Annotated in this window: 17 protein-coding genes and 1 tRNA gene; 11 read left to right on the top strand and 7 right to left on the bottom strand. The window is 74.3% G+C overall.

Going from position 1 to position 19872, the window contains the following annotated elements; translation table 11 throughout:
- Positions 1–3582 (bottom strand): LamG-like jellyroll fold domain-containing protein (locus FB00_RS21345; RefSeq protein ID WP_052877777.1); only part of this gene is annotated, 3582 nt, incomplete at its 3' end.
- A 266-nt stretch (positions 3583–3848) separates the two neighbouring features.
- On the opposite strand from FB00_RS21345, the gene FB00_RS18395 reads away from it, so the two are divergent.
- Entirely contained in the window at positions 3849–5159 is a 1311-nt protein-coding gene (locus FB00_RS18395) for a UDP-glucose dehydrogenase family protein (RefSeq protein ID WP_047234373.1), read from the top strand.
- A 36-nt stretch (positions 5160–5195) separates the two neighbouring features.
- Here the strand turns inward: FB00_RS18395 and FB00_RS18400 are convergent, their stop codons facing one another.
- The 5 genes from FB00_RS18400 to FB00_RS18420 all read right to left on the bottom strand — a co-directional run bounded on the left by FB00_RS18400 (position 5196) and on the right by FB00_RS18420 (position 9469).
- Positions 5196–5924, bottom strand: a complete 729-nt coding sequence (locus tag FB00_RS18400; protein ID WP_047234393.1) for a GOLPH3/VPS74 family protein — start codon at positions 5922–5924, stop codon at positions 5196–5198.
- Between the two features lie 91 nt (positions 5925–6015).
- Complete coding sequence (locus FB00_RS18405) at positions 6016–6612, bottom strand: SIMPL domain-containing protein (protein WP_231581932.1); 597 nt, start codon at positions 6610–6612, stop codon at positions 6016–6018.
- Positions 6613–6638: 26 nt separating this feature from the next.
- Positions 6639–7622 carry a ribose-phosphate diphosphokinase gene (locus FB00_RS18410; RefSeq protein WP_047234374.1) on the bottom strand — a complete coding sequence of 328 codons (984 nt, stop codon included), beginning with the start codon at positions 7620–7622 and terminating at the stop codon, positions 6639–6641.
- Positions 7623–7690: 68 nt separating this feature from the next.
- On the bottom strand, positions 7691–9367 hold the full coding sequence (gene glmU / locus FB00_RS18415) for a bifunctional UDP-N-acetylglucosamine diphosphorylase/glucosamine-1-phosphate N-acetyltransferase GlmU (RefSeq protein WP_047234375.1): 1677 nt from the start codon (positions 9365–9367) through the stop codon (positions 7691–7693).
- Positions 9368–9397: 30 nt separating this feature from the next.
- Positions 9398–9469: transfer RNA gene (locus FB00_RS18420), tRNA-Gln, on the bottom strand.
- A gap of 277 nt (positions 9470–9746) precedes the next feature.
- Between FB00_RS18420 and FB00_RS18425 the strand changes: the two genes are divergently transcribed.
- From FB00_RS18425 to FB00_RS18465, 9 genes are all read left to right on the top strand, one after another.
- Positions 9747–10352 carry a TetR/AcrR family transcriptional regulator gene (locus tag FB00_RS18425; RefSeq protein WP_047234376.1) on the top strand — a complete coding sequence of 202 codons (606 nt, stop codon included), beginning with the start codon at positions 9747–9749 and terminating at the stop codon, positions 10350–10352.
- 121 nt (positions 10353–10473) lie between these two features.
- Entirely contained in the window at positions 10474–11160 is a 687-nt protein-coding gene (locus FB00_RS18430; protein WP_047234377.1) for a hypothetical protein, read from the top strand.
- 96 nt (positions 11161–11256) lie between these two features.
- Complete coding sequence (locus FB00_RS18435) at positions 11257–12234, top strand: ABC transporter ATP-binding protein (RefSeq protein ID WP_047234378.1); 978 nt, start codon at positions 11257–11259, stop codon at positions 12232–12234.
- Entirely contained in the window at positions 12231–13439 is a 1209-nt protein-coding gene (locus tag FB00_RS18440) for an ABC transporter permease (RefSeq protein ID WP_047234379.1), read from the top strand. Before FB00_RS18435 ends, FB00_RS18440 begins: the two co-directional genes overlap by 4 nt.
- A gap of 129 nt (positions 13440–13568) precedes the next feature.
- Positions 13569–14069 (top strand): MarR family winged helix-turn-helix transcriptional regulator, encoded by a 501-nt coding sequence (locus FB00_RS18445; RefSeq protein WP_197088857.1) that lies wholly within the window; start codon positions 13569–13571, stop codon positions 14067–14069.
- A 62-nt stretch (positions 14070–14131) separates the two neighbouring features.
- Positions 14132–15499 (top strand): CynX/NimT family MFS transporter, encoded by a 1368-nt coding sequence (locus FB00_RS18450; protein WP_047234381.1) that lies wholly within the window; start codon positions 14132–14134, stop codon positions 15497–15499.
- A gap of 207 nt (positions 15500–15706) precedes the next feature.
- Positions 15707–16654 carry an ATP-binding cassette domain-containing protein gene (locus FB00_RS18455; RefSeq protein ID WP_047234382.1) on the top strand — a complete coding sequence of 316 codons (948 nt, stop codon included), beginning with the start codon at positions 15707–15709 and terminating at the stop codon, positions 16652–16654.
- Positions 16651–17478 (top strand): ABC transporter permease, encoded by an 828-nt coding sequence (locus FB00_RS18460; protein ID WP_144425509.1) that lies wholly within the window; start codon positions 16651–16653, stop codon positions 17476–17478. The genes FB00_RS18455 and FB00_RS18460 overlap by 4 nt, the downstream gene beginning before the upstream one ends.
- A gap of 69 nt (positions 17479–17547) precedes the next feature.
- A complete protein-coding gene (locus FB00_RS18465) occupies positions 17548–18582 on the top strand; it encodes a TetR/AcrR family transcriptional regulator (protein WP_047234383.1) in 1035 nt (344 codons plus the stop codon).
- A 71-nt stretch (positions 18583–18653) separates the two neighbouring features.
- Here the strand turns inward: FB00_RS18465 and FB00_RS18470 are convergent, their stop codons facing one another.
- A complete protein-coding gene (locus FB00_RS18470; protein ID WP_047234384.1) occupies positions 18654–19256 on the bottom strand; it encodes an NADPH-dependent F420 reductase in 603 nt (200 codons plus the stop codon).
- 119 nt (positions 19257–19375) lie between these two features.
- On the opposite strand from FB00_RS18470, the gene FB00_RS18475 reads away from it, so the two are divergent.
- On the top strand, positions 19376–19861 hold the full coding sequence (locus tag FB00_RS18475) for a MarR family winged helix-turn-helix transcriptional regulator (protein ID WP_047234385.1): 486 nt from the start codon (positions 19376–19378) through the stop codon (positions 19859–19861).
- Positions 19862–19872: the final 11 nt, after the last annotated feature.

The following is a 19872-nucleotide window of genomic DNA, read 5'->3' on the forward strand; positions in this document are numbered from 1 at the left end:
CCGGCGTCGGGTCGGGTCCGGCGTGGGCGTCGGGTCCGGCGTCGGAGTCGGGTCCGGGGTGGGCGTCGGGTCCGGGGTCGGCGTCGGAGTCGGGTCCGGGGTCGGCGTCGGGTCCGGGGCGGGCACCGAGCTGCTCGCCCCGGAGTAGAGCGCCGCGACCTCGGCGCCGGTGAGTGCGCGGTCGTACAGCCGCACGGAGTCCACGGCGCCCTTGGTGGGCCGCGTGCCGTTGGGCTCGGCCCCGATGCCCAGCGGGAGCGAGCTCGTCCCGATGCTCGCCGGACCGGCCTTCGAGCCCTGCTCGACCCCGTTCACGTAGATCCGCATGCGCGTCCCGTCGTACGTCCCGACCAGGTGCACCCACGTGCCGTCCGTCGGGTACGTCGAGGTGGCGTCGACCCGGTACGTGTCCCCCGACGACGCGTGGTTGAGCCGCAGGAACGGCTTGCCCCCGCTCGCGAGACCGAGCTCGTACCCGTCGGTCGTCCCCTGCGCGGCCTTCTTCACGACGTACTGGGTCGCGAGCTGCTCCGGCCGTACCCACGCGGCCACCGTCATCCGCGTCGTGAGGTCGAGCGTCGACGCGTCGGGCACGCGGACGTAGCCGGTCACCCCGTCGGACCGCACCGCGGTCCCGCTCCGGCCGGGGACCCAGGTGGCCGCGCCGACCAGCGAACCGCTGTTCGCCCAGCCCGAGGCGTCCGCCGTCGCGAGCCCCTGACCCTCGTCGAGGTCCCACGCACCGACGAGCCCGTCCGGGGACGTCACGGCCACCCGGACCGTCGCCGGCGCGGACCACTGCCCGCCCGCACCGACCCGGAAGGTGAAGGAGTCGGCGCCCGCGGAGGCGCCCGGCGTGTAGGTGAACGCGCCGGTGGACGTGCTCGTCAGCGCGACCGTCCCACGCGTCGGCGGCGTGACGACCTGGAACTGCGGCGTCGCGCCCTGGGGCACCGTGGCCGCGAGCGTGCCGGAGACCGGCTGGCCCAGCGCCGTCGTGACCGCGACGTCCTGCGCGACGGGGGCCGGCGTGGGCTGCGTCGTCCCGCCCTGGAACAGGGTCGTCACCTCGGCCGCCGACAGCGCCCGGTCGTACAGGCGGACCCCGTCGACCGCACCCTTGACGGGCCGGTAGCCGCTGCCCTCGGCGCCGATGCCCAGGGGTGACGCGTTCGTGCCGATGCTCGCGGGGCCCGCCTTCGACGCCTGCTCGACGCCGTTCACGTAGATCCGCATGCGCGTCCCGTCGTACGTCCCGACGAGGTGCACCCAGGTGCCGTTCGTGGGGTAGGAGGACGTCGCGTTCACCCGGTAGGTGTCGCCCGAGCTGTCCTCGTTGAGGCGCAGGAAGGGCTTGCCGTTGCTCGCGAGCGCCAGCTCGAACCCGTCCGCGGCGTCGTTCGTCGCCTTCTTCACGACGTACTGGGTCGCGGCCTGCTCGGGGCGCACCCAGGCGGCGACCGTGAGAGCGGTGCTGACGTCGAGCGCGGCGGAGTCCGGGACCCGGACGAGGCCGGTGGCGCCGTCCGACCGCACGGCGGAGCCGGTGACGCCCGGGACCCACGAGGAACCTCCGACGAGCGTCCCGCCGTTGCCCCACCCGGAGGAGTCGGCGGTCACGAGCCCCTGGCCCTCGTCGAGGTTCCAGGCGCCGACCAGACCGTCCGCGGAGGAGACGCGCACGCCCACGGTGGCAGGAGCCGACCACAGCCCGCCGCTGCCCACGCGGAACGTGAACGAGTCGAGCCCGCTCGCAGCTCCCGCACGGTAGGTGAACGCGCCCGTGGCGGGGTCGAACGCCGTCAGGGTGCCCGCCGTGGGCGGCGTGACGATCTGGAACGTGAGCGGGTCGTCGGTCGTCGCCTGCGCGCCGAGCCTCCCGGCGACCGTGCCGCCCGCCGTCGTCGCGACCGTCGAGTCCTGCGCCGTCGGGGCGCCGGCAGGCGTCCAGGCGAGGCGCGCCGCGCGCGCCGTCGTGGCGGAGGCCGCCATCACCAGCACCTCGCCGGGGACGTTCGACTTGGTCGCGGTGGCGTTGTTCCACGAGCCGTCGAGCACCGTCTCGGCCGCTCCGGAGAAGTCGGGAGAGAGCCGGGAGGTCTCCTTCACGAGGATGTCGTCGAGGTTGGTGCTCCGCGTGTACACGACGCGGAGACGGTCGGTGACGTCGTCGACGACGACGACGCCGCGCGTGCCGATCCGGTCGACCTCGCGCAGCGGGTCCCAGGTGCCGTCGGGGTGACGGACCAGGAGCCCGATGACCGTGTTGTCCGCGGTGTTGTACGACGTCTTGACGGCCGCGTAGAACGTCCCGTCGTCGGCCACGGCGACGTTGAGGTGGTCGTCCGCCATGCCACCGCCGACCGGGAGCGCGGACCCGGCCGCGGGGACCTCGTCGGCCGTCCACGTCGAGGGGGGCGCGCCGTCCACGTGCGTCCGGAACCCGAACCTCTGGGTGTTCTGGTTGGACCACAGCACGCCGACCTTCTTGCCCGGCATCGCGGTGACGACGGCGATGTCGTCGTCCGTGATCCCCGACGCGACCGTGACCGGTGCCGAGAACGAGGCGTAGGGCGCGTCGCTCCAGCGCACCTGCACCTGGCTCGCCGTGTCCCAGGCGACCCACATGCGGCCGGTCGAGTCGATGTCGATGGTCGCGGTCTCGCTGCCGGGCAGGGAGACGGCCGTCGCGCCGGCGCGCGAGGCCCACGGGACGTAGGTGTTCGACTGCGGGTCCCGCTGGATCGAGACGAGGGTCGTGGTCGGCCCGTGGAGCAGCACGTGCGCGACGTCGCCCACGGCCTTGACGTCCGCGCGCACGTCCGTCCGCTCGGAGATGCGCGTGACGTTCGTCCACGTCTTGGCGACCGCGTCGTACCGCCAGACCCACGTGCCCGCGGGCGACGTGCTGGCCGAGGCGAGCACCGCCCACCACGTGCCGCCCGCCGACCAGAGCTTCGACTGGGGCTTCTCGCCCGTGTTCCCCGTGAGGGGGATGCCGGTGGACGTGACCGCCGCCGCGGCGGGCTCCTCCGGGAGCGCGGCGGCCGCCGGTGCGGGCGGCTGCCACGACAGGGTCAGCAGCCCGGGGTCGGGCGACTTGGCGGAGACCTCGACGAGGTACTCCTCGCCCGCGGTCGCGTCGAAGGTCACCGACGAGGTCCGGACGTCGCCCTCGTCGTCGTTCGTCGCGACGGGGGGGTTCGTCGCCGTGCCCGGGTAGACCGTGAGCACGGTGTCGAGCTCGCTGCCGTGCGTCGAGAACGTGATGGGACCGCTCGTCGGGGCCGTCCACCGCCACCACATCGACGAGGCGGACGCGTCCGGTCCCTCGGGGCCGGACTGCTCGGGGTCGAAGTTCGCCGCGACCTCCTGGCCGACGGCGCCGCCGATCGCGACGCTCTCGGCCTCGGCGTCGCCGACGACGTCGGTGAGCTGCGAGGTCCCGGCACCGCCGGGGATCCCGGGGAGCGCCGCCCCGATGCCCACGAGCGCGAGCGCACCCGCCACCGCGCCGGCCGTCGCGACGACCCATCGCCGACGCGTGACCCCGGACGGTCGAGGCTCCTGTGTGTGCGGCATGTGGTGCGTCCTGCTTCTCGCGTGTGCTCGTCGAGACTGCGGCGACACCGCGTGACCGCCGCCCCCTGCACGCACCCTCAGGCGAATCGAACCACTCCCGGGGCCACGAGGGCGACCTCCCGCCCGGAAGTTCACCCGCCGCGGGCGTCCGGCACGACCGCTTGGTGCCCCGTGTCCGTCATTTCACCCCCACGAGCCGGCCGTCCGGCGCGGCGGGCGGAGTAGCGTGGGCCGACACCCAGACCGTCTCCTACGGAGGACCTTCGATGCGCATCTCGGTGGTCGGTTGCGGGTACCTCGGTGCCGTGCACGCGGCGAGCATGGCGTCCCTCGGGCACGACGTCGTCGGCGTGGACGTCGACGCCGACAAGGTCACCGCGCTCACCGCGGGCGAGGCCCCGTTCTTCGAGCCCGGACTGCCCCGCCTCCTCGAGCAGGAGGTCGGCAGCGGCCGGTTGTCCTTCACGACGGACGTGTCCCGGGCGGCCGGGGCGCGGGTCCACTTCGTCTGCGTCGGCACGCCGCAGCGGCAGGGCGAGTACGCCGCGGACCTGCGCTACGTCGACGCCGCGGTCGAGTCCCTCCTGCCGCACCTGGCCCCCGGCGACCTCGTGGTCGGCAAGTCCACCGTCCCGGTGGGGACCGCCGCGCGGCTCGCCGCGCGCGTCCGCGAGGCCCAGCCCGGGGCGCGCCTCGTGTGGAACCCGGAGTTCCTCCGCGAGGGTCACGCCGTCCAGGACACGCTCCACCCGGACCGCCTCGTGTACGGCGTCGAGCCCGGGGACGACGGCACCTCGGAGGGCGTCCTCGACGAGGTGTACGCGAGCGTCCTCGCGGACGGCACGCCGAAGGTCGTCACCGACTTCGCGACGGCCGAGCTCGTCAAGGTCGCGGCGAACTCGTTCCTCGCGACGAAGATCTCGTTCATCAACGCCATGGCCGAGCTGTGCGAGGCCACCGGGGGCGACGTCACGGTCCTCGCCGACGCGATCGGGCACGACGCCCGCATCGGGCGCAGCTTCCTCAACGCCGGTCTGGGGTTCGGCGGCGGGTGCCTGCCCAAGGACATCCGCGCGTTCATGGCCCGGGCGGGCGAGCTGGGCGTCGACCAGGCGCTGTCGTTCCTGCGGGAGGTCGACTCCATCAACATGCGGCGCCGCGTACGGATGGTCGACCTCGCACGCGAGGTGTGCGGCGGGTCGATCGTCGGTCGCAACGTCGCCGTCCTCGGCGCCGCGTTCAAGCCGGACAGCGACGACACGCGGGACTCCCCCGCGCTCAACGTCGCGATGCAGATGCACCTCCAGGGTGCGCACGTCGTCGTCACGGACCCCCGCGCGGTGGAGAACGCGCGGCGCACCGCACCGGAGCTGAAGTTCGCGGCGACCGTCGAGGAGGCCGCGCAGGAGGCCGACGTCGTCGTGCTGCTCACGGAGTGGCGCGAGTACCGCGACCTCGACCCTCGCGCGCTGGGCGAGCACGTCGCGCACCGGCGCGTCCTGGACGGGCGCAACGCGCTCGACCCGGCGGTCTGGCGCGACGCCGGCTGGACGTACCGAGCGCTCGGCCGGCCCTGACGCCGGTCGCGGGAGCGGTGCGCCGACCGGCGACCCTCAGCTCGTCGCCGCTGCCGTCGCGGCGACCGTGGCGCCGACGAGGATCACCGCGGTGACCTCCTCCACGTAGGCGCGCACCGCCTCGCTCGCCCAGCTCTGCCGCGCGATCTCCTTCGCACGCGCGTCGACGGCGCGACGGCGCGACCCGGACAGGTCGGCTCCGCCGTCGGCGACGGCCGGGGCTCCACGGCCGTCGCCGGCGGCCAGCACGCGGCCCGCCTGCCCGGTCGCGGCGAGGATCGCCACCAGGGCGGCGGTGCGCTGGTCCGGCGCGCCGCCGTCGACCAGGACGCGCCACAGGTCGGCGCGCACGCCGTCCTCGTGCCGGGTGTCGGCGGCCGGCCAGCGCGTGGTGGGGAAGATCCCGAGCACGCGCCCCTCCTCGCGGCGCAGGACGCCGCGCTCGGCGAGCGACCCGACCGCGCGGGACGCCGGCTTGAGCTTCGCGAGGGGCGCCACGAGCGCCTTGGGCGTCGACCCCTCGCGCGACCGCACGACGTCGAGAGCCTCGTCGAGCAGCGCGTTGCCCGTCGGGGACGGGTCCCGCACGACGATCCGGCCGACGCGCCCGCCGTCGCCGTCACCCGCGAGGTCGGCGCGACCCAGGAGCGCCAGCTCGACGAGGAGCGCCCCCGCGGCGACCTGCTCGCGGTACGAGGCGTCCACGACGGCCTTCCCGGTCACGTCGTCGAGCGTGAGCAGCAGGTAGTCCTCGAGGATGAGCATGGCCACCACGCTAGGGCGCGCCTCGGCCCAGGACCCCTGCCTTTTGTCACGAGCGTCCCGTGCGCCGCGCACGGTCGCGCGGAGCGGGTCGTCAGTCCGCGAGCTCCCAGCGCACCGTCACGCTCGCGCGGACCTCCTGCGTGCCGGGCTCGACGACGAGCGCGTCGCTCGCCGCCTTGGCCGCCATGAGGCGCGGCATCGGACCGGGCCCGCCCGCGTCCTCGCGGACCTCCACGACCGGGCCGAGCGAGCGTCCGGCCAGCCGCGCGTACTGCTCGGCGCGCGAGCGCGCGTCGGCGAACGCGGCGTCGCGCGCCGCCACGGCGAGCGGGCCGGGGTCGCCGACGGCGAGGCTCGTCGAGTCGAGGCGCGCGACGGGCCCGGCCGCGTCGAGCGCGGCGCGGACGATCTCCCCGCACGCCGCGACGTCGCGCACCGTCGCGCGCAGCGTGAGCCGCGCGGTCGTGCGCGGGCCGTCGTCGCGCTGCTCGGTCCACGTCGACGTCTGCGACGTGCGCACGTCCGCGGCGTCGACGCCCGCCGCGACGAGCGCGTCGCGCGCCGCGGCGAGCCCCGTGTTCGCGCGGTCGAGGGCCTCCTGGACGCCGGGCGCGCTCGACTCCGCGCCCAGCTCGACGACCGCGACGTCCGGCGCCGCGGTCACCGCCCCCTGTCCGGTGGTCGTCACTCCCGAGCCGCCCACGGCCCCTCCTGTCAGCTGTTGCCGTCGAAGAGCGAGGTGACCGACCCGTCGTCGAACACCTCGCGGATGGCGCGCGCCACGAGCGGCGCGATGGAGAGCACGGTGAGCTGCGGGAACTGCTTCTCCGCGGCGATGGGCAGCGTGTCCGTGATGACGACCTCGCTGGCCCCGCACTCCGAGAGGCGCTGCGCCGCCGGGTCGGACAGCACGCCGTGCGTCGCGGCCACGATGACCGACCGCGCACCCGCGGCGAGGATGACGCGCACCGCCTCGGCGATCGTGCCGCCGGTGTCGATGAGGTCGTCGACGAGCACGCAGTCGCGGCCCTCGACGTCGCCGACGACGCGGTTGGCGACGGCCTGGTTCGGGCGCGTGACGTCGCGCGTCTTGTGCACGAACGCGAGCGGCCCGCCGCCGAGCTTCGCCGCCCACTGCTCGGCGACGCGGATGCGGCCGGCGTCGGGCGAGACGACCGTGACGTTCGACGTGTCGACGCGCGTGCGGACGTAGTCCGTGAGGATCGGCATCGCCCACAGGTGGTCGACGGGGCCGTCGAAGAAGCCCTGCGTCTGCGCGGCGTGCAGGTCGACGCTCATGAGGCGGTCGGCACCCGCCGCGGTGAACAGGTCGGACATGAGGCGGGCCGAGATCGGCTCGCGGCCACGGTGCTTCTTGTCCTGGCGGGCGTAGCCGTAGAACGGCTGGACCACCGTGATGGTGCGGGCCGAGGCGCGCTTCGCGGCGTCGACCATGAGCAGCTGCTCCATGATCCACTGGTTGATCGGCGCGGTGTGGCTCTGGAGGATGAAGACGTCGGCGCCGCGCACCGACTCGCCGAACCGGACGTAGATCTCGCCGTTCGCGAAGTCGTACGCGGTCGTGGGCAGCAGGTCGATGCCCAGCTCCCGCGCGACGTCGTTGGCCAGCTCGGGGTGCGCGCGCCCCGAGGCGAGGACGAGGGACTTCTCCCCGTTTCCGGCGATCGTGCTGCTCATACCAGTGGGTTCCTTCGGTGGTGTTTCCGGGTGCGGGGTGGGTCTGAGGAGGTCTCGGCCGGACGCGGTCAGTCTGCCGTGGTCGCGGAGCGACCGCCACGCAGCGCCTCGAGCGTGTGCTCGAGCTCCGGGCCGGGCGGCGGCGGGGTCGGGCGCTCGGCGGTCGCCGCGGCGCTCTGGTCCGCGAGCTGCGCCTGGGCCTGCGCGCCGAGCGGCGGGGCCTCGGGGTCGCTCGCGCGCGCGGCGCCCGCGGCGTCGGCCGCGGCCGTGCCCGGGCGACGACGCTCGACCCAGCCCTCGATGTTGCGCTGCTGCCCGCCGCTCACGCCGAGCGCGCCCGCGGGCACGTCGCGGCGGATGACGGAGCCGGCCGCGGTGTAGGCACCGTCGCCGACGCTCACGGGGGCGACGAACATGTTGTCCGCGCCCGTCCGCGCGTGCGACCCGATCACCGTGCGGTGCTTGTGGACGCCGTCGTAGTTGACGGTGACCGACGCGGCGCCGATGTTCGTGTGCTCGCCGATCGTCGCGTCGCCCACGTAGGACAGGTGCGGGATCTTGGAACCCTCGCCGATCTCCGCGTTCTTCGTCTCGACGAACGTGCCGATCTTCCCCTTCGCGCCCAGCACGGTGCCCGGGCGCAGGTAGGCGAACGGCCCGACGGACGTCCCCGCGCCCAGCACCGCGAGGCTGCCGTGCGTGCGGGTCACCGTCGCGCCGGCGCCGACCTCGGTGTCCGTGAGCGTCGTGTCCGGGCCGATCGTCGCGCCCTCGGCGACGACCGTCGCGCCGTGGAGCTGCGTGCCCGGGAGCAGGGTGACGTCGCGCGCGAGCTCGACGTCGACGTCGACCCACGTGGTGGCCGGGTCGACGACGGTCACGCCCTCGCGCATCCAGTCCTCGAGGATCCGGCGGTTGAGCTCCGCGCGCAGCGTCGCGAGCTGCACGCGGTCGTTGACGCCCTCGACGATCGTCGGGTCCGCCGAGACGAGCGCGCGGACCGTGCCGCCCTCGGCGCGCGCTGCCGCGACGACGTCCGTGAGGTACACCTCGCCCTGCGCGTTGTCACGGCCGAGCGTGCCCAGCCCGCGGCGCAGGACCGCGGCGTCGAACACGTAGATCGACGCGTTGATCTCACGGATCGCGCGCTCGTCGGCCGACGCGTCCTTGTGCTCGACGATGCGCTGCACGTCCCCCGAGCCGTCGCGCACGACGCGCCCGTAGCCCGTCGCGTCCTCGAGCTCCGTCGTCAGCATCGTCACCGCGTTGCCGTCCACGACGTGCGCGGCGAGGAGCTGGCCCAGCGTGCCGCCGTCGAGCAGGGGGGTGTCGCCCGCGGTCACGACCACGGGCCCCTCGAGCCCGTCGCCGGCGCCGCGCCCCTCCTCGCCGTCGGGCACGCCGTGCAGGAGCGCCTGCGCGTGGGCCTTCGCGTCGAGCGCGGCGAGCGCGCACTGCACGGCTCGGCCCGTCCCGGGGATCTCGTCCTGGTCCACGACGACGGCGTCCGGGTCGACCGACACCGCGTGCTCGGCGACGCGGTCGCGCTCGTGCCGCACGACGACGGCGAGCAGCGCCGGGTCGAGCGAGCGCGCCGCGACGAGCACGTGCCCGAGCAGGCTGCGGCCCGCGAGCGTGTGCAGCATCTTGGGGGTGGACGACTTCATCCGCGTGCCCTCGCCTGCGGCGAGGACGATCACGGCAGCGGGGGCGACGGTCGAGTCGGTTCCCTGCTGAGCTTCCATGGGTGTTCCCCTCGGGATCGGTGGCACGAGCTCCGCCCCCAGGACTCGAACCTGGACCAAGGGCACCAAAAACCCTTGTGCTGCCGATTACACCAAGGCGGATCGGACCCGGCGACGGCTGTGCCCGTCACCTGCCCGTCGCCGTGCTCCGGTACGTCTCCCGGGCCACGGCGGGCGGGGTGGGTCCGGGAACAGTCTGCCAGGTCGGTCCCCGTGCCCGACGCCGGTCGTGCCCGTCTCGTCCCGTCCGCACCCTGGTCTCCGCCCACCGCGACAGTTGCCTGCGCCACACCCGCGCGCGAGCGCACGCGGGGCACAGCGGCGGGTGCACGGCATGATGGACCCCGTGGCCGAGCCCAGACGCACCCCCCGATCCCGCATGACCGCGAGCCAGCGGCGCGAGCAGCTGCTCGCGGTCAGCCGGCGGCTGTTCGCCGAGAAGGGGTTCGAGGGCACGAGCGTCGAGGAGATCGCCGCGCGCGCCGAGGTGTCCAAGCCAGTCGTGTACGAGCACTTCGGCGGCAAGGAGGGCATCTACGCCGTCGTCGTGGACCGCGAGGTGCAGGCGCTCACCGCGGCGCTGTCGGGAGCGCTCGACGAGGGCGGTCACCCGAAGGTCCTCCTCGAGCGCACCGCGCTCGCACTCCTGTCCTACATCGAGGCGTCCGAGGACGGGTTCCGCATCCTCGTGCGCGACTCTCCCGTCGCCCAGGCCACCGGCACGTTCTCGAGCCTCATCGGCGACGTCGCGACGCAGGTGGAGCACCTGCTGGCGAACCAGTTCCGCACGCGCGGGCTCGACCCCAAGGTCGCGCCCATCTACGCGCAGATGCTCGTCGGCATGGTCGCCCTCACCGGGCAGTACTGGCTCGACGCGCGCTCGCCCAAGAAGACCGAGGTCGCGGCGCACCTCGTCAACCTCGCGTGGAACGGCCTCGCGGACATGGAGAAGCGCCCGCACCTCATCACGACGCCCAGGTCGTGACGGCGTCCTGACGCGTCCGTCCACCGGTCGCCCCGGGAAACTTCCCAGAATCCGCGTCATGGGGCCAGGGCGGACCCGTCTCTCCTTGCGGAAGCACGAGACCGACGAAGCGGGGCACTTCATGCACGGGCACGACCGGTCCACCGACCGCACGCACGAGGACCGCCAGGACGAGATCCGTCCCACGGTCTGGGGGTACTCGACCTGGACGACGGCGCGCTGCCTCCAGGGCCCCGTCGCCGGAGCGCCGGACCGCATCGTCCAGCGCACCGACGTGCTCGTCCCCGGCCTGACGCCGCGCGAGCTCGACCGCGTGCGGCGCCACGCCGAGTGGCACGCGTCGGTCGACGGCGTGCGCCTGGGGCTCGTCGCGGGCGTGGCGACGGCGCTCGCCGCGCTCCTCGTGGGGCACGCCCTGGCGCCCGTCGCCCTGGTCGTCGTCGCCGCGGTCCTCGGTGTCACGGCCGCCCTGCTGACGCACGCGCTCCTGCGGGTGGCCGGTCCCCGGCTCTCGCGCGTCGAGCGCCGGGCCCTGCGCGACGCCGTCGAGATCCGACGCGTGCGCGTCGCCCCGCCCACGTCGGCGGGCATGCGCGTGCTCGTCGCGATGAGCGCCGTCGAGTCGATCTCCGGCCGCCTCGACGAGCGCGAGGCCGCGCTCGCGCGCGAGCTCCTCTGGGTCGCGCTCGACGCCGTCCGGCGCGACGACGTCGCCGACGTCGACCACGCGACCGCCGCGATGCTCCGCCTCACGGTGCGCGCCGCGCGCTCTCCGCTGCCCCCGGTGCGCGACGAGCACCGCGGCTGAGCCCCGGTCGGAGGACGATCCTCCCCGCCGCCAGGGTCGGGCAGGACGTGACATCTGTCCCGTGCCCTGCGCACCGGCGCATGGTTGTGTGGGCGCATGGCGACACTCGAGATCGACTCGCTGACCAAGACCTACGGCGACGTGCGCGCCCTGCGCGGGACGTCGTTCGACGTGCGCGCCGGGGAGATCTTCGGCTTCGTCGGCTCCAACGGGGCCGGCAAGACGACGACCATGCGCATCGTCCTCGGCGTGCTCGCCGCCGACGGCGGCGAGGTGCGGTGGGACGGCCGTCCGATCGACCTCGCGGCGCGACGCCGCATCGGGTACATGCCCGAGGAGCGCGGGCTCTACCCGCGCATGAAGGTGGGCGAGCAGCTCGTCTACCTCGCCCGGCTGCACGGGCTGTCCGCCGCTGACGCCTCCGCCGCGATGGAGCGGTGGACCACGACGCTCGGCGTCGAGGCGCGCCGCGGCGACGAGGTCCAGAAGCTCTCGCTCGGCAACCAGCAACGCGTCCAGCTCGCGGCGGCGCTCACCCACGACCCCGAGCTGCTCGTGCTCGACGAGCCGTTCAGCGGGCTCGACCCCGTCGCCGTCGACGTCATGAGCGGCGTCCTGCGCGACCGCGCCGAGGCGGGCGTCCCCGTCGTCTTCTCCTCGCACCAGCTCGACCTCGTGGAGCGCCTGTGCGACCGGGTCGGGATCATCAAGGACGGTGCGATGGTCGAGGTCGGCACGATCGACGAGCTCCGCCGGACCGAGACGGAGAGATGGGTCGTGGACGGGCCACCCGGGGCGGGCTGGATCGGCGCCGTGCCCGACGCGCGGGCGGTCAGCCTCGAGGGGTCGCGCACGGTCGTGGAGCTCACCCCAGGCGCCGGGGTCGCCGGCGACGGAGCCGTCGACGGGACCAGCGGTCGCGAGCAGGCCGTGCTGCGCGCGGCGCTCGCCGCCGGGCCGGTGCACGAGTTCTCGCTCGTGCGGCCGTCCCTCACCGAGCTGTACCGCGACGTCGTGAGCGCCGAGGAGAAGCCGGCCGCCGCGGCCGCCGAGACCGTGGAGGCGGGGGCATGAGCACGGGGACCTCGTTGACGTCCTGGGGCGCGATCCGCCTCGTCGCGAGCCGCGAGATCATGACGCGGCTCCGCTCGAAGTCGTTCGTCTGGCTGACCGTCATCCTCGTCGGCGCGGTCGTGCTCGGCGGGGTCGTGCTCAACGCCGCGAGCTCGTCCGGGCCGACCGCCGAGCGGGTCGGCGTCACGCCGCAGACCGCGTCGCTCGCCGAGGCGATCGAGGCCACGGGCAGCACGCTCGGGACCGAGGTCGAGACCGCCGACGTCGCGGACGACGCCGCGGGCGAGGCCCAGGTGCGCGACGGCGACCTCGACGCGCTGGTGACCGGGACGGCCGACGCTCCGACCGTCGTCGTGGACACCGAGCTCTCGTCCGGCCTGACCGCCGTCTTCACGACCCTCGCCCAGCAGACCGCGCTGTCCGACGCCGTCGCGGACCTCGGCGGCGACCCCGCGCAGGTCGCGGGCGACATCGCGACGGCCGAGCCGACCGTCCGCACGATCGGCGAACCCAGCGAGTTCGACCCGACCCGCTACGTCACCGGGCTCGTCACCGGGATCCTGCTCTTCATGGCCATCATGATCAGCGGCCAGCTCATCGCGCAGGGCGTCGTGGAGGAGAAGACGAGCAGGGTCGTCGAACTGCTGCTCTCGACGGTCCGCCCGTGGCAGCTCATGGCGGGGAAGGTGCTCGGCATCGGCCTCGTCGGACTGGGACAGGTCGCGCTCGTCGTGCTCGCGGGCGTCGGGACCGCGCTCGGCCTCGGCCTGGTCGACACGTCGACGATCGACCTCGGCACCGCGGCCGTCTGGGCTCTCGTGTGGTTCGTCGTGGGCTTCGTCAGCTACGCGCTGCTGATGGCCGGCCTCGGCGCGCTCGTCTCGCGCCAGGAGGACGTCGGCGCCGTCACGACCCCCGTCACGTTCCTCATGATCGTGCCGTACATCGTGGGCGTCTCCGTCGCGCCGTGGGCCCCGGACAACCCGCTCGTCGTGTGGCTGTCGTACGTCCCGCTGTGCTCGCCGCTCCTCATGCCCGTGCGCATCGCGCTCGGCAGCGCCGAGACCTGGGAGGCGCTGCTCGCCCTGGGTCTCTCCCTCGCCGTCATCCCGGTGCTCGTCTGGCTCGCGGCGAAGATCTACTCCAACGCGGTCCTGCGCACCGGCGCCCGCGTCAAGCTCAAGGACGCCCTGCGCACCGCCTGACCCGGCGCCACGCGAGAGAGAACCGGGGTCGCGCGAGGTAGCCGTGGTCGCGCGAGGTAGAGCTCTCGGCCGGATGTGTGGCGGGCGTCAAGAGTCTTGATGTCGAGACACGTCGAGTACCCTCGCGTCATGGACCAGCAGCACGAGGACGAGGTCGACCGCATCGTCGCGGCGTGGCAGCGCGAGCGGCCCGACCTCGACGTCGAGCCGCTCACCGTCTTCTCACGCGTGGACCGCCTCGCGCGGCACCTCGACCGTGCGCGCCGCACGGCGTTCGCGCGCGGGCACCTGGAGACCTGGGAGTTCGACGTCCTGTCCGCGCTGCGGCGGGCCGGCGAGCCGTACCGCCTGTCCCCCGGCGCCCTCGTGACGCAGACGCTCGTGACGAGCGGGACCATGACGAACCGCATCGACCGGCTGGAGGAGCAAGGGCTCGTCGTACGCCGCCGTTCCCCCGACGACCGTCGCGGCGTGCTCGTCGAGCTCACGGCCGAGGGCCTGGAGCGCGTCGACACGGCGATGACCGACCTGCTCGCGGTGGAGGCCCGCATCCTCGACGCGCTCGAGCCGGGCGGCCGCCCTGCGCTCGCGGCGCTCCTGCGTACAGTCGTAGGACAGTTCGACGACTGACCGACGGCCCGGCTGACCGGCCGGCGGCGTCGCACGCGCCCGCACCCGGAGGTCACCGCCCGATGCCGCCGTCCCGGCCGCCCCGCCCGAGCACCTTCCGGGGCGGGATCGACGGCGTGCTGCTCGTCGCGGTGCTGCTCGTCGCGGTCAACCTGCGCGCGCCGCTCACGGCGCTGCCCCCGGTCGTCGCGGACGTCGCGGCGGACCTGCACCTCACGGCGGCGGCCGCGGGCCTGCTCACGGGCATCCCCGTGCTCTGCTTCGCCGTGGCGACGCCCGCGGTCGCGGGGCTGCTGGGGCGGTCGTCGCTGCGCACGGCGATCGCCGTCGCCCTCGCGCTGGTCCTCGCCGGCACCCTGCTGCGCTCGGCCGACGTCGCCGCCCTCGGCGCCGCGGGCACGTTCGCCGGGACGGTGCTGCTCGGGCTCGGCATCACGACGGCCAACCTCGCCGTCCCGATGATCGCGCAGCGCGACTTCCCCGGGCACGTCGCGACGGTGACGGGCCTGTACACGGCCGCGATCAACGTGGGGACCGTCGCGACCACGGCGCTCACCGCTCCCCTGGCCGACGCCGTCGGGTGGCGCTGGGCGCTGGCCTCCTGGTCCGTCCTCGCGGTGGTCGCGCTCGTGTGGTGGCTCCGCGCCGTCCCGCGCGAGGCGAGCCGGACGCGACGGACGACGACGGGCCGGACGAGCGGGACGGCGTCGGGCACGACGGCGGCCGCCGACGGGGCGGGGCACGCACCGGCCGACGCCGGCGGCTCGGACAAGGACGCCTCCCCCGCCCCCGGCGACCTCGCCGCCGCGGCGGCGGAGGGCGTCACCGGCACCGACCCCGCCGCTTCCCGCGAGCGCCACGTCCTGGCGACGCCGTTCACGTGGTGGCTGTGCGCGATGTTCGCGCTCCAGTCGTCGAGCTTCTACGCGCTCACGGCCTGGCTGCCGCTCATCCTGGAGGACCTGGCCGGGATCCCGAGGTCGGCGTCGGGCGGGGCGGCGTCGCTGTTCCAGGGCTTCGCGATCGTCGGCGGGCTCGCGGTGCCGCTCGCTGCGCGCCGGTTCTCGATGCGCCAGAGCTTCGTGGGCATCGCCGTCCTGTGGCTCACGCTGCCCGTCGGGCTGCTCGTCGCGCCTGACCTGTGGGCGGTCTGGGCGTCGGCGGCCGGCGTGGCGCAGGCGGCGAACTTCGTCGTCATCTTCACGCTCGTCGCGCAGCGCTTCCCGACCGTCCGCCGCGGCCGCCAGGCGTCGGCGACCGTGCAGTCCGTGGGGTACTGCCTCGCGGCGGTCGCGCCGACCGTCGCCGGCGCGCTCCGGACGGCGACGGGCACGTGGACGACGCCGGTCGCCGTCGTGCTCGGGGCCCTCGTCGTGATGACCGCGATCGGGCTCGCTCTCACCGGCCCTCCCCGCCACCGCACGGGATAGCGGACCCCGGCCGCGACCACGCCCTGTCTCGCGGGACCACGCCTCTACCTCGCGGGACCTCGGCTCTACCTCGCGCGACCAGGGCTCTACCTCGGCGGCGCTCGACGCTTGACCGTCCACGCCTGGCTGTTTATGGTGTACACGTTGTTTACGCGATACACACTCGTGTGCGCCGCACACGGCACGGGACCGACGAAGGAGAAGGCGATGACCGAACCGATGATCGCCGTGCAGGGGCTCGAGAAGTCCTACGGCGACCACGCCGTCCTGCGCGGCGTCGACCTGACCGTGCGCCGCGGCGAGATCTTCGCGCTGCTCGGACCCAACGGCGCCGGCAAGACCACGACCGTCAACATCCTCACGACCCTCGTGCGGCCCGACGGCGGCACGGCCCGCGTCGCGGGGGCGGACGTCGTGCACGACGCGGCGCGGGTGCGCGAGACGATCGCGCTCACGGGCCAGTACGCGTCGGTGGACGAGTTCCAGACGGGCCGCGAGAACCTCGTCATGATGGGCGAGCTCGCCCATCTCCCCCGGCGCACGGTGCGTCGACGCGCGGACGAGCTCCTCGCCCGCTTCGACCTCGTCGACGCCGCCGACCGCCGCGTCGGGACCTTCTCGGGCGGAATGCGTCGCCGCCTCGACCTCGCGATCAGCCTGGTCGCCGACCCCGCGGTCCTCGTCCTCGACGAGCCGACGACGGGGCTTGACCCGGCGTCACGGGCCCAGCTCTGGGACGTCGTGCGGGGCCTGGCCGCCGACGGGACGACGGTCCTGCTGACGACCCAGTACCTGGAGGAGGCCGACCGCCTCGCCGACACGATCGCCGTCCTGCACGACGGCCGCGTCGCCGCGCGCGGCACGGCGGCCGAGCTCAAGGCGCTCGTCGCGGGCGACCACGTGCGCGTCGCGTTCGACGACCCCGCGAGCCTCGCGGCCGCCGTCGGGCTCGCGCCGACGCTGGGGCTCGCCCGCACGACCACGGACGACAAGGACCTGTCTCTCACCGCGCCGAGCGACGACCCCGTCCGCACGATCCGCGACGTGCTCGCGGCCGCCGACTCCCACGACCTCGCCGTCGTCGGGGTCAGCGTCGTCAAGCCCACGCTCGACGACGTCTTCCTCGCGCTGACCCGGAAGGAGGGCGCCCGATGAGCGCCACCACGCCCACGCTCACGACCTCCCCGGCGCGCCCGCCGCGCGACGCCGCGCGGGCCCGGCAGACGCCCGCGACGGCCGCGCGCGACGTGCGCACGATGGTCGCGCGCGAGACGCGCCGCCAGCTCCGTAGCGTCGACGGGCTCATCACCGCGTTCGTGCTGCCCGTGATGATCATGCTCGTGTTCGTCGTCATCTTCGGCGGCGCGATCGGCGGGGACGACTACATCGACTACGTCGTGCCGGGCGTGCTCGTCATGTGCCTCGGGTTCGGCTCGGCCACGGCCGCGGTGGGGGTCGCGCAGGACATGACGTCGGGGACGATCGACCGGTTCAAGACGCTCCCGATCTTCGGCCCGTCCGCCCTGTGGGGCCACGTCGTGGCGAGCGTGGTGCGGAACCTCGCGTCCGCCGTCGTCGTCGTGGGCGTCGCGCTCGCTCTCGGCTTCCGGCCCGACGCCGGCCTCGGCGACTGGCTCGGGCTCGTCGCGTTCGCCGTCCTCGCGGTGCTCACGTTCACGTGGGTCAGCGTCGCGCTCGGGCTGGTCCTGAGCGTCGAGGCGTCCCAGTCGGTGAACTTCATCTTCCTCTTCGTGCCCTACCTCAGCTCGGGGTTCGTCCCGATCGACACCATGCCGTCGTGGCTGCACGGGTTCGCCGAGAACCAGCCGTTCACGCCGATCATCGAGACGTTCCGCGGGCTCCTCGCCGGGGCGCCCGACGCGACGACGGCCCTCACGGCCGTCGCGTGGCTCGTGGGCTTCCTCGTCGTGAGCTGCGCCGCCGGCTCCGTGCTCTACCGCCGGCGGACCGCCCGCTGACCCCCGTCGACAAGCGTGCGGCCGGACACGGGACCGCGCTCGGCGCACGACCTCGGGGATGATGTGGGCATGACGGACGCACCCGACCTCCCGCCCCGGCTCGCGCTCGCGTGGGGCGTCGCCGAACGTCCCGAGCGCGCGCCGAAGCGCGAGCTGAGCATCGAGCGGATCGTCGAGGCGGCGATCGAGATCGCCGACGCCGACGGGCTCGCGGCGGTCTCGATGGCGAAGGTCGCGCAGAGCCTCGGCTTCACGACGATGTCGCTCTACCGGTACGTGACGAGCAAGGACGACCTGCTGCTCCTCATGCAGGAGGCCGCGCTCGACGTCGAGTACCCGCCGGCGCACGAGCCCGCCGACTGGCGCGCGGAGCTGCGCGAGTGGGCGCAGTTCACCATGGCGGTGTTCGCGTCCCACCCGTGGTTCCTCGACATCCCGGTGACCGGCGCGCCCCTCACGCCCAACAACCTGCGCGGGGCGGACAGCGGGCTGCGCGCCCTGCGCTCCACGCCGCTCGACGACGAGGAGAAGATGTCCGTCATCCTGCTCGTGAGCGGGTACGCGCGGAACGCCGCCCGCCTCCAGACGGACCTGGCGCGCGCGGTCACCGCGGCCGGCGGCGACGAGACCGTCCTGGGCGGCGGCTGGGCCGGAGCGTTGCGCGACCTCGTCGACGAGGTGCGCTTCCCCTACCTGCGCCCGCTCGTGGAGGCGGGGACGTACGCGCAGGAGGGCGAGATCGACGACACCGCCTGGGGTCTCGAGCGCGTCCTCGACGGGATCGCGGTGTACGTCGACGCGCGGGCCGCCGGTGCCCCGGGGGCGGGACGGGACACCTCCGCCTCGGACGGCAGGTCCGACGACGAGGGCGCCCCTCACAGCACCGGCGCGGAGACCGACCCGCTCGACGCCGTCGCCCCGGTCGAGGTGGCCGTGCACGTCAAGAACCCGAAGGTGAAGAAGGCGACGCTCAAGCGGCGCGACGCCGAGCGCCGTGTCCGCGAGGCGCAGAAGAAGGTGCGCGAGCTCGAGAAGGCTCTGCGCGAGGCGGAGAAGGCGGAGCGCGAGACGGCGCGAGCGGCCGTGGAGAAGGCACACGGCTGACTCCCCCGACGCACGACGGCGGCCGGTCACCCCGAGGGTGGCCGGCCGCCGTCGCACGGAAGAAGGACGCGTCACTCGGCGAGCGCGAAGCCCGTCGTCCAGGACGTCTTCTCCCCCGCGGCGAGCGTGAGCTGGAGGAAGCCGAGGGCCTCGAGCTCGTGCGCGCGCTTCAGCGAGCCCGCGTCGACCACGCGCACTCCGGACACGGCGCCGGCGAGCGCGGCCTTGGCGTCCGCGTCGTCGCCCGCGACGAGGACCGTCGTCGGGAGCGGGCCGACCTGCCCGGAGGCGAGGGTCGCGGCGAAGTTCGTGTTGAACGCCTTGAGCACGCGCGCGCCGGGCACGCGCTGCTGGACCTGCGCCGCGGCCGACGAGCCGTCGGGCACGACGAGGGAGTCGAAGGTCGCGAAGTCGAGGGGGTTGGTGATGTCGACGACGACCTTGCCGTCGAGGCGGTCGGCGTAGAGGTCGACGACCTCCGCCACGGCCCCGTACGGGAGGGCGAGGACGACGACGTCGCCCTTGAGCTCGTCGCCGACGGTCCCTGCCGAGACACGAGGGTCGAGGTCGGTCGCCTCGCGCGTGAGGACCTGCACCTCGCTGCCCGCGGCGAGCGCGAGCCCGGCGATCGCGGTGCCCATGTTGCCCGCGCCGATGATGGTGATGCTGCTCATGGTGGCTTCCCTTCCTGCGCCGGCCGCCCGGTCGGCTATTGGTTGTTGCTACAACCATCACGATACGACGCTAAACTTGTAGCGTCAACTATTACGATGGTCACACCGGAGGAGGCCCGATGACGACAGAACCCCGCTGGCTCGACGACCAGCAGCTCGACGCGTGGAAGCGGCTCGTGGCGGTCGTGGAGCTGCTGCCGGGCGTCCTCGACACCCAGCTCCGGCGCGACGCCGACCTCAGCCACTTCGAGTACTACGTGCTCGCCATGCTCTCCGAGGCCCGCGACCGCACGCTGCGCATGACCGACCTGGCAGGCGCCACCAACGCGACGCTCCCCCGGCTCTCCCACGTCGTGGCCCGGCTCGAGAAGCGCGGGCTCGTCGAGCGCGTCCCGTGCCCCGAGGACCGGCGCGCCACCAACGCGCACCTGACCGACGCCGGGTGGGCCAAGGTCGTCGCGACCGCGCCGGGCCACGTCGCCACCGTCCGGGACCACGTGATCGACGCGCTCAGCCCCGAGCAGGTCGGCCAGCTCGACGAGATCGCGGGCGCGATCCTCGAACGCGTCGACCCCGACGACCGCATGGGCTTCCTGCGCCGCTGACCCGGACAGCA

It is taken from the genome of Cellulosimicrobium funkei (assembly GCF_001019615.1).
Classification (GTDB): domain Bacteria; phylum Actinomycetota; class Actinomycetes; order Actinomycetales; family Cellulomonadaceae; genus Cellulosimicrobium; species Cellulosimicrobium cellulans_E.